Source organism: Teichococcus aerofrigidensis (assembly GCF_054073225.1).
The window spans coordinates 1-8,483 of sequence record NZ_JBSXMU010000128.1; the positions used below are offsets into that span (position 1 = coordinate 1).

The 8,483-nt window shown below is 73.2% G+C and carries 10 protein-coding genes; 2 read left to right on the forward strand and 8 right to left on the reverse strand.

All coding sequences use genetic code 11. The features are described from left to right. Together ACVMLK_RS18020 and ACVMLK_RS18025 are read right to left on the reverse strand one after the other, a co-directional pair. A partial coding sequence (locus ACVMLK_RS18020) for a tetratricopeptide repeat protein (protein WP_457487183.1) occupies nt 1-234 on the reverse strand: 234 nt, incomplete at its 3' end. Further along, nucleotides 231-1,901, reverse strand: coding sequence for a formate--tetrahydrofolate ligase (locus ACVMLK_RS18025; RefSeq protein WP_457487177.1), 1,671 nt, complete (start codon nt 1,899-1,901; stop codon nt 231-233). The genes ACVMLK_RS18025 and ACVMLK_RS18020, both read right to left, overlap by 4 nt. Nucleotides 1,902-2,113: 212 nt before the next feature. Here ACVMLK_RS18025 and ACVMLK_RS18030 point away from each other — a divergent pair, with 212 nt between their 5' ends. Both ACVMLK_RS18030 and ACVMLK_RS18035 read left to right on the forward strand, forming a co-directional pair. Then, nucleotides 2,114-3,094 carry a Bug family tripartite tricarboxylate transporter substrate binding protein gene (locus ACVMLK_RS18030; RefSeq protein ID WP_457487178.1) on the forward strand — a complete coding sequence of 327 codons (981 nt, stop codon included), beginning with the start codon at nt 2,114-2,116 and terminating at the stop codon, nt 3,092-3,094. A 128-nt stretch (nt 3,095-3,222) separates the two neighbouring features. Next, nucleotides 3,223-3,879, forward strand: coding sequence for an OmpW/AlkL family protein (locus ACVMLK_RS18035; protein ID WP_370591965.1), 657 nt, complete (start codon nt 3,223-3,225; stop codon nt 3,877-3,879). Nucleotides 3,880-3,901: 22 nt separating this feature from the next. Here ACVMLK_RS18035 and ACVMLK_RS18040 read toward each other — a convergent pair whose 3' ends face one another. From ACVMLK_RS18040 to ACVMLK_RS18065, 6 genes are all read right to left on the reverse strand, one after another. Then, nucleotides 3,902-4,585 (reverse strand): hypothetical protein, encoded by a 684-nt coding sequence (locus tag ACVMLK_RS18040; RefSeq protein ID WP_457487179.1) that lies wholly within the window; start codon nt 4,583-4,585, stop codon nt 3,902-3,904. A gap of 125 nt (nt 4,586-4,710) precedes the next feature. Beyond that, nucleotides 4,711-5,316: an ABC-type transport auxiliary lipoprotein family protein gene (locus ACVMLK_RS18045; protein WP_198365964.1), complete on the reverse strand. Its 606-nt coding sequence runs from the start codon at nt 5,314-5,316 to the stop codon at nt 4,711-4,713. A gap of 38 nt (nt 5,317-5,354) precedes the next feature. Continuing rightward, nucleotides 5,355-6,374, reverse strand: coding sequence for an MlaD family protein (locus tag ACVMLK_RS18050; RefSeq protein ID WP_457487180.1), 1,020 nt, complete (start codon nt 6,372-6,374; stop codon nt 5,355-5,357). Between the two features lie 3 nt (nt 6,375-6,377). Continuing rightward, nucleotides 6,378-7,163 carry an ABC transporter ATP-binding protein gene (locus tag ACVMLK_RS18055; RefSeq protein WP_198365962.1) on the reverse strand — a complete coding sequence of 262 codons (786 nt, stop codon included), beginning with the start codon at nt 7,161-7,163 and terminating at the stop codon, nt 6,378-6,380. Next, nucleotides 7,163-8,269, reverse strand: a complete 1,107-nt coding sequence (locus ACVMLK_RS18060) for an ABC transporter permease (RefSeq protein WP_457487181.1) — start codon at nt 8,267-8,269, stop codon at nt 7,163-7,165. Before ACVMLK_RS18060 ends, ACVMLK_RS18055 begins: the two co-directional genes overlap by 1 nt. Before the next feature lie 34 nt (nt 8,270-8,303). Further along, nucleotides 8,304-8,483, reverse strand: a 180-nt coding sequence (locus tag ACVMLK_RS18065; protein WP_457487182.1) for an FAD-dependent oxidoreductase, incomplete at its 5' end; no start/stop codon positions are given.

The following is an 8,483-nucleotide window of genomic DNA, read 5'->3' on the forward strand; positions in this document are numbered from 1 at the left end:
GAGGAAGACCGGCGCCTCCGGCCGCAGCGCCAACGCCCGGCGGATCAGCCGCAGCGCGCCGGGCAGGTCGCCGCGCTGGCGGTGCAGCACGCCGAGCAGGTTCAGCGCATTGGCCTCGCGCGGGTCGCGCGCCAGCACCTGGCGGTACAGCGCCTCGGCCCGCGCCAGGTCGCCACCCGCGTGGCGCGCCGAGGCCTCGCGCAGCAGCGCGACGGTGTCGGGCGGGGGCGTCAGAACAGCCCCTCGATGCGGCCCTGCGCATCCAGGCCGATGCCCTCGGCGGCCGGGCGGCGCGGCAGGCCGGGCATGGTCATGATCTCGCCGGCGATGGCGACGACGAAGCCCGCCCCGGCCGAGAGCCGCACCTCCCGCAGCGGCAGCACATGCCCCTCCGGCGCGCCGAGCTGCGTCGGATCGGCCGAGAAGGAGTACTGCGTCTTGGCGATGCAGACCGGCACATGGCCGAAGCCCTGCTCCTCGAAGCGCCGCAGCTTTGCCGCGACCGGCGGCGGGATGGCGACGCGCTCGGCGTGGTAGATCTCGCGCGCCACCGTCTCGATCTTGCCGGCGAGCGACATGTGGTCGTTGTAGAGCGGCTCGAACCGCGCGCTTCCGGCGGCGATCAGCCCCTGCACGGCGCGCGCCAGCGCCTCGGCCCCGGCGGCGCCGTCCGACCAGTGGGTGCAGAGGATCGCCTCGGTGCCGAGCCGCGCCATGGCCGCCTTCACCGCCGCGATCTCGGCCTCCGTGTCGGAGGTGAAGCGGTTCAGCGCCACCACCACCGGCAGGCCGAACTTCTGCATGTTCTGCACATGCCGCGCCAGGTTGGCGATGCCGCGATGGACGGCGGCCACGTCCTCCGCCCCCAGCGCCGCCTTGGCGACGCCGCCATGCATCTTCAGCGCCCGCACGGTGGCCACGACGACGCAGGCGGCCGGCGCCAGGCCGGCGGCGCGGCACTTGATGTCGAGGAACTTCTCGGCGCCCAGATCGGCGCCGAAGCCGGCCTCGGTCACCACCACATCGGCGAGCCTGAGCGCCAGCCGCGTCGCGATGACGCTGTTGCAGCCATGCGCGATATTGGCGAAGGGCCCGCCATGCACCAGCGCCGGGCTGCCGGCGAGCGTCTGCACCAGGTTGGGCGCCAGGGCGTCGCGCAGCAGGGCGGCCATCGCGCCGTCGGCCTTCAGGTCGCGGGCGGTGACGTTCCGCCCCTCCCGCGTCTGGCCGACGATGATGCGGCCGAGCCGGTCCTGCAGGTCCGCCAGATCGCGCGAGAGGCAGAACACCGCCATCACCTCCGAGGCCACGGTGATGTCGAAGCCGTCCTCGCGCGGGAAGCCGTTCGGCACGCCGCCGAGGCCGGCGGTGATGGCGCGCAGCGCGCGGTCGTTCATGTCGATGGCGCGGCGCCAGGCGATGCGGCGCGCATCGAGGCCGAGCTCGTTGCCCCAGTAGAGGTGGTTGTCCACCATCGCGGCCAGCAGGTTGTTGGCGGCGGTGATGGCGTGGAAGTCGCCGGTGAAGTGGAGGTTGATCTCCTCCATCGGCAGGACCTGGGCATGGCCGCCGCCGGTGGCGCCCCCCTTCACCCCGAAGCAGGGGCCGAGGGAGGGCTCGCGCAGCGCGATCATCGCCTTCGTGCCGAGGCTGTTCAGCGCATCGCCCAGGCCCACCGTCGTCGTCGTCTTGCCCTCGCCCGCCGGGGTCGGGCTGATGCCGGTGACGAGCACCAGGGCGCCCTCCGGCCGGCCATCCTGCGCGGCGACGAAATCCAGGCCGATCTTCGCCTTGTGCCGCCCGTAGGGCTCCAGCGCCGTCTCGAGAATCCCGGCCCGCGCGGCGATTTCCTGGATCGGGAGCAGGGTGGCCGCGCGCGCGATGTCGAGATCGGTGGTCATCAGGGCTCCTGCCGGGCTGAGGGGACGCCTCCCGCTTATCCGCAGGTCGCAGCCGCCGGGCAAGACGCCTTTGCCAGGGCCAGGGCATGCCAGGACCGGGCATGCCAGGGCCGGGCATGCAGGGCCGGGCTGGCGGGTGCCCCCCCCTGGCGCGCCCGGGCGCGATCGTGTCATCGTACCTCCATAAGCAAGAACCGCCGAGGAACGACCCGATGCTCCGCCGCGACCTCACCGGCCTCCTGGCCGCGACGCCCCTGCTGTCCCTGCCCGCCATGTCCGCCGCCCGGGCGCAGGCCGCCTGGCCGAACCGCCCGCTGACCATCCTGGTGCCCTTCGTCGCCGGCGGGCCGAGCGACATCGTGGCCCGCGCCATCGCCAACCGCATGAGCCAGACCATCGGCCAGCCGGTGGTGGTGGAGAACCGGGCCGGGGCGAATGGCGAGATCGCCGGCCGGCTGCTGGCCCGCGCCGAGCCGGACGGCCACACCCTGCTCTGCGGCTCGATCGGTGTCTTCGCCATCAACGCCGCGCTGCGGCCGGATCTGGGCTATGATCCGGTGAAGGAATTCGCGCCGGTGACGCTGGCCGTCACCACGCCCAACGTGCTGGTGGTCAATCCGGAGAAGGTGCCGGCGAAGACCGTCGCCGAGCTGGTCGCCTGGCTGAAGACGCAGCGCGCCTCCTACTCGACGAGCGGCGTCGGCTCCTCCGACCAGATGACCACCGAGCTGTTCAAGCAGCGCATGGGCGTCGATGTCGCGCATGTGCCCTATCGCGGCGGCGCGGCGGCGGCGACCGACCTGATCGCGGGCAATGTGCAGATGTCCTTCCAGAACCTCGGCACGGTGGCCGGCCATATCCAGGGCGGCCGGCTGCGCGCCCTGATGGTGACGGATGCGCGGCGCCACCCGATCCTGCCGGATGTGCCGAGCTCGGCCGAGGCCGGGCTGCAGGACTTCGTCGTCACCTCCTGGCAGGCGGTGATGGCGCCGGCCGGCCTGCCCGCGCCCGTGCAGGAGAGGCTGCACGCCGCCATGGCAGAGGCCCTGAACCACCCGGAGGTGAAGCCGCGCCTGGAGCAGATCGGCTTCACCGTCGTCGGCAGCACGCCGGCCGAGTTCCGCCGCTTCCAGGAGGCCGAGATCGCGCGCTGGCGCGAGGTCATCCAGACCGCCGGCATCAAGCCCGAATAGCACCCCGGATGCGTCTCCCGCGCCGGAATCGCGCCGCCCGGATTCAGATCAAGGCGGCGCCCGGCGGCCGGGCCTAAGCCTCCCCTCGCGCGGCGCTCTCGCCGCCCGATGGGATGAAGGTTACGGACGTGACGAAGAGGATGGGGGCGGCCCTGGCCGCGGTGGTCATGGGCTCGGCGCTGCTGGCGGGGCCCGCGCTGGCGCAGGACGCGGTGCGCGGCAAGCGGGCCGGCGACATGGTGCTGGGCTTCGGCGTGATCGGCGTGCTGCCGGAGAAGGGCGGCCGTGTGGATGCCATCGGCGGCAAGCCGCAGGCGTCCGACACCGCGACCCCGCAGCTCGACTTCACCTACTTCGCCACGCCCCACCTCTCCCTCAACCTGATCGCGGCGACGACGCGGCATGACGTCGAGGTGCGCGGCTCGGCGATCGGCGATGTCGATCTCGGCCGCGTCTGGGCCCTGCCGCCGACGCTCACCCTGCAGTTCCACCCGCTGCCGCAATCCCGCCTGAGCCCCTATGTCGGCGCCGGCATCAACTACACCGTCTTCTACGGCGAGGGCGGCGGCCGCACGCCGCCGGTGAGCAAGGTGGATGTGAAGAACGCCTGGGGCTGGGCGCTGAATGCCGGCGTGGATTACGAGATCACGCCGAACTGGGGCGTGAACCTCGACGTCAAGAAGCTGTTCCTCCGCCCGGACGTGGCGGTGAACAGCGGCGCCATCAGCGCCCGCGCCGATCTCGATCCCTGGATCGTCGGCGCCTCGGTCCGCTACCGCTTCTGAAGGCGGGACCCGGAGGCAGGCTTCAGGGGCGGGAGTCGAGCAGGGCGAAGCGCGCGACCTGCCACGCGCCCGCCCGCCGGTCCAGATCCAGGCTGAGGCCGCCCCGCCCGTTCGCCGGCCCGATCTCCAGCCGCACGCTCGACCAGCCGGTGGCGGCGATGCTGTGGATCCGCTCCAGGGCCGGCAGGGCGGGATCGCGCAGCCAGCCGGGGCCGGACTGCCGCGCCACGATCAGGCGCCGCATCGCCTCCGGATCGCTCCAGCCGCTGCGCAGATCCTGCGCCAGCATGTCCAGGTAGCGGCCGGCGCCGCCGGGGCGGCTGGCGGCGATGGCGGGCATCGGCCTGGCCGCGAACTGGCCGGGGCTCGCCTGCAGCGTCTCCAGCAGGGTGCCGACATCGGGCCGCAACCAGAGCTGCGCGATGGCCAGCGCCGGCTCCAGGCGCGGCGCGGCCAGCACGCCCAGTCCCATGGCGCCGAGCAACAGCATCAGCCAGCAGCCCAGCCTGAGGCCGGGATGCGCCGCCGGCGGCGGGCCCGTCACGCTCATCCGCCGGGCCAGCGCCTCGTCGGCCTCCAGCACATCGGCGTCGGAGGGCCCGAGCAGGTCGAGGATCGCGGCGTCGCTGAGCCGCGGCGCCGCAAGGGTGGCCCGACCCACGTCATAGGCCTGCCAGACCTCGTCCCAGCTATCGCCCTCGGCCATCAGGCACCGCCGCCCTGCAGGGGCCGGCTGTGGAACCGTCTCATGTGGAGCACCTTCTCCGCCGCGAATTCTCCTTTTCGAGACTATCGGACGGCAGGTTGCCGGAGGGTTAAGCGCCGGGGGTGTCAGGCGTAGCGGGCGAGCCTGCGCTCCAGCTGCGTCAGGGCATCGGCCATCGCCATCGTCATCGCCTGGGCCAGCGCCTCGGGCGGCAGCGGCCGCCCGGCCGGCAGCGGCGCCCGGCCCCGCGCCGAGATCTGCGCCAGCAGCCGGGGCGCATTGCCCCCGTCCTGGCTGAGCACGCCGGAGATGCCCGCCCGCGCCTCGCCGGCGCCCAGATCGGCGATCAGCGTGGTCAGCTCGCTCTCCAGGATCAGATCCGCCCGCACCCGGCTGCCCGGCGCCAGCACGGCGGCGAACAGGCCCGAGCGCGCCAGCCAGCGGCGCGTCGCCTCCTCCGCCAGCTCCACCGGCGGCGCGCTCCATTCGGCGTAGAAATCCACCGCTTCCGTGCCGTCCTCCCGCCGGCTCCGCAGGCCGCGCACGTCCTGCCCGGGTGCCGCGCGCATCAGCCGCACCAGCAGGACCCGGCGGCGGCGCGGCGCGGCGGGGCCTCCCGGGCGGACCGGGTCCAGCGGGAAGCGCAAGGTCTCGACATAGGGCCGGTCCGGCAGCACCGAGCAAGCGGCCAGGGCCGGCAGGGCCAGCAGGAGCAGGTGGCGGCGGTTCATGCGGGGCTTCCCCTCGTTCGTCTGGCGCTGGAGACGTGTCAGCGGCTGGGCGGTGGCGGCGGGGCGCCGAAGAGCGCGGCGCCGGGGGCGCGGCGCAGGGTCTCGGTCGTGTCGCGCAGATTGCTCACCACCGCCCGGAGATCGCGCAGCAGCGGCCCGAGATCGGCGTTCGCGTCCTGCGTCGTGTTGCGGGCGGAGCGCGCCGTCTGCTCCAGTGCCGTGATCACCGTCGGCAACCGGCTCATCGAGCGGCGCAGCTCATCGGCCGCCGCGGCGGCGTTGTTCAGCGCCGCCTTGGTCTCCGGGCCGCCGGCCAAGGCGCGAAGGTCGCCGGCGGCGCCGCGCAGCTCGGCCACCAGGCCGGGAAGATCGGTCGCGTTCAGCATGACGCGCAGGCTGCTCACGGTGTCGGCCGTCTCGTGCAGGATGCGCGCCAGGTCGCCATCGCTGATCTGCGTGCGGGCGCTGCTGACGATGGCGCTGACATCGGTCAGCAGCTGCTCCAACGGCGCCTGCTGGATGCGGCTCAGCACCGTCTCGGCCAGGTTCTGCACCTGCGCCACGGTGGAGGGCATGGCGGGGATCACCGGAAAGGAGGGCCGCCAGGGCAGCGGCCGGTCGGGAAAGCGCTCGGGATTGACGAAGTCGAGCTCGATATAGTTGACGCCGGTGATGCCCTGGCTCGAGAGGCGCGCGCGCAATCCGTTCCGCACCGCCTGCAGCGCATCCTCGACGTTGTCCAGGGTCGCCCGCTTCGGGTCCAGCGCCATCCGCACCAGGACCTGCTGGAAGGCCTCCATCGCCTCGTTGCGGCTGGTCGGCAGATACTCGGCGTTCACCAGGCCGATCTCGCTCACCTGGCCGATCTGCACGCCGCGGTAGCGCACGGGCGCGCCGACCTCGAGGCCGGTGACGCTTTCCTGGATATAGGTCTCGAACACCAGGTTCTGCCGCCCGAAACCGCCGCCGGTCAGGAAGAGCACGAAGCCCAGGCCCAGCACCAGGCCGGCGAGGATCAACGCGCCGACGCGGACATAGAGGCTGCGGGATGTCGCCATGGCTCAGGCCGCCTCCCGGCGGAAGAAGGCGCGCACGGTGGGATGCGTCGCGTGGTCGCGCAGCTCGCGCGGGTCGCCCTCGGCGATCATGCCCTTGGCCTGCTTGTCCAGCATGATGCAGCGATCTCCGATGGCCAGAATGCTCTGCAACTCGTGCGTCACCACGACGAAGGTGGTGCCGAGGTCGCGTGCCAGGTCGCGGATCAGCTGGTCGAGCCCGGCGGAGGTGATGGGGTCGAGCCCGGCGGAGGGCTCGTCGAGGAAGAGCAGCGGCGGGTCGAGCGCCATGGCGCGGGCGATGCCGGCGCGCTTCGCCATGCCGCCGGAGATCTCGGCCGGCAGGCGGTCGGCGGCATCCGACAGGCCGACGAGGCCGAGCTTGACCCGCGCCACCTGCTCGCGCGCCGCCGGCGGCAGGCGGGTGTGCTCCTCCAGCGGCAGCATGACGTTCTCCAGCAGGGTCATCGAGCCGAAGAGCGCGCCCGATTGCCACATCACCCCGAGCCGGGACAGCAGCGCCCGCCGCGCCCGGCCGTCGGCCGCCCCGAGATCCTCGCCCAGGATGCGGATCTCGCCCGCGGTCGGCGGATAGAGGCCGATCAGCAGCTTCAGCAGGGTGGACTTGCCGCAGCCGGAGCCGCCCAGGATGACGAAGACCTCGCCCCGCCCGACCTGGAAGGTCACGTCCCGGAACAGGGTGTTGCTGCCGAAGGCCATGGCGACGCCCCGCGCCTCGACCACGGGGTCGCGCACCTCGACGCGGTGGATGTCGGAGGCGGAGCCGTCCATCACCAGCCCAGCCGGAAGAAGAGCACGGCGCAGAGCCCGTCCAGCACGACGGTGGCGACGATGCCGCCGACCACGGCCGCCGTGGCGGCATCGCCCACCGCGCGCGGCCCCCGCCCGGCCGAGAGCCCGGCGCGACAGCCGATCATGGCGATGGCCAGGCCGAAGAGCACCGACTTGCCGAGCCCGCCGATGAGGCTGCCGAGCGTCAGCCACTGCTCCAGCTGGTTCAGCACCAGCGCCGTCGGGAAGCCGAGGGCGATCATCACCGCGGTCATGCCGGCGAGGCCCGAGAGGTTCATCACCAGGGTCAGCACCGGCATCACCAGCATGGCGGCCAGCAGGCGGGGCAGCACCAGCATGGCCATGGGATCGACGCCCATGATGCGCAGCGCGTCGATCTCCTCGTTCACCGTCATGGTGCCGAGCTCGGCCGCATAGGCCGAGCCGGTGCGGCCGGAGAGGATGACGGCGGCGATCAGCGGCCCCAGCTCGCGGACCAGGGAGATGCCGACCAGGGGCGGGATGAAGATCTCGGCGCCGAACTGGCGCATGGGGATGGAGGACTGGAAGGCCAGGATGACGCCGATCAGCGTGCCGAGCAGCACGGTGAGCGGGAAGGCGCGCAGCCCCGCCTCGTCCAGATGGCGCAACAGATCGGCCGGGCGCATGCGGCGCGGATGCGGCAGGGCGGCGAGCGCCATCACCACCGTCTCACCCAGGAAGCCGGTGGATTCCCAGAAGCGGTGCCACAGGCCGACGCCCCAGGCGCCGGTGGCGGCGACGAAGGACAGGCCGCCGGGCGCCGCGGCCGGGCGGGGCGCCGCCAGGGCGGCCCGCGCACGCTCCAGCACCGCGCCTACCGATTCGCTTGCCCCCTCGATCGGCACGGGGTCGGCCTTCGAGGCGGCGGAGGCGCCGGCCAGGACCAGGGTGGCGCCGGTGGTGTCCAGCGCGGTGACCGCCGAGAGGTCGAGCCGGCGGGCGCCGGGCGCGGCGCGCAGCACCTCCCGCCAGAGCGGGCCGACACGCTGCGTCGTCAGCGGACCGCGCAGCCGCAGCGTCTCGTCCTGACGGTCGAAGCCCGCCTGTTCCGCCTGTGCTGTCATCAAGCGTAGCAGATACGCTGCATGGCAGGGATTGTTAAGGCTTGAATCGGACGTCCTCCGGTTGCAGAGCGGCCCACGCGGCAATGTGACCGCTTTCCCAGGCCCCCGCCACCGTGGCGGCGAGACGCGGGTGGCAGGCCTCCCCGGCGAAGCGCAGCCGCCCGCCGCCCAGGGGCCGGGCCAGGGCTGCGCGGGCGGCGGCGCGGCCCTGGCC

What these genes read in the sequence shown, in the direction of transcription:
- ACVMLK_RS18050 (WP_457487180.1), bottom strand. Translation starts at nt 6,374, where the DNA reads ATGGCGACATCCCGCAGCCTCTATGTCCGCGTCGGCGCGTTGATCCTC.
- ACVMLK_RS18040 (WP_457487179.1), bottom strand. Translation starts at nt 4,585, where the DNA reads ATGGCCGAGGGCGATAGCTGGGACGAGGTCTGGCAGGCCTATGACGTG.
- ACVMLK_RS18030 (WP_457487178.1), top strand. Translation starts at nt 2,114, where the DNA reads ATGCTCCGCCGCGACCTCACCGGCCTCCTGGCCGCGACGCCCCTGCTG.
- ACVMLK_RS18055 (WP_198365962.1), bottom strand. Translation starts at nt 7,163, where the DNA reads ATGGACGGCTCCGCCTCCGACATCCACCGCGTCGAGGTGCGCGACCCC.
- ACVMLK_RS18045 (WP_198365964.1), bottom strand. Translation starts at nt 5,316, where the DNA reads ATGAACCGCCGCCACCTGCTCCTGCTGGCCCTGCCGGCCCTGGCCGCT.
- ACVMLK_RS18060 (WP_457487181.1), bottom strand. Translation starts at nt 8,269, where the DNA reads ATGACAGCACAGGCGGAACAGGCGGGCTTCGACCGTCAGGACGAGACG.
- ACVMLK_RS18025 (WP_457487177.1), bottom strand. Translation starts at nt 1,901, where the DNA reads ATGACCACCGATCTCGACATCGCGCGCGCGGCCACCCTGCTCCCGATC.